Origin of the sequence: Psychrobacter sp. GW64-MNA-CIBAN-0177 (genome assembly GCF_040309585.1) — a bacterium.
Classification (GTDB): domain Bacteria; phylum Pseudomonadota; class Gammaproteobacteria; order Pseudomonadales; family Moraxellaceae; genus Psychrobacter; species Psychrobacter okhotskensis.
In genome coordinates, this window is record NZ_JBEOOY010000107.1 from 1 (window position 1) to 306 (window position 306).

At 48.7% G+C, this 306-nt stretch carries 1 protein-coding gene; it reads right to left on the bottom strand.

All coding sequences use genetic code 11. The features are described from left to right. A partial coding sequence (locus AAEY79_RS14380) for a thiamine phosphate synthase (RefSeq protein WP_352288947.1) occupies positions 1-290 on the bottom strand: 290 nt, incomplete at its 3' end. Between the last annotated feature and the right edge of the window lie 16 nt (positions 291-306).

Below are 306 nucleotides of genomic sequence, written 5' to 3' on the forward strand. Positions count from 1 at the left end.
CGTGTAAGCTGTAGCCATTTGTGATGCAAGGCTAGATAAGCCTTGGCGGGATCTACAGCAGTGGTCACAGCCCTGACAACCGCAGCATCACCCACCCCTGTCTTAGCAATTAACGCAAGGTTACTGAGATTGATTCCGCCAATCGCTACGGTTGGATAATGACGCGAAAATAAGCTGACATAACGAGTCAGCTTGTTGACCCCTTGGGGGGCTGATGGCATTTTTTTAGTGGTGGTGGCAAAAATATGCCCGAGGGCAATATAGGATGGTGAATACTGGTGGGCTAACAAGGCTTCAAAATAACTG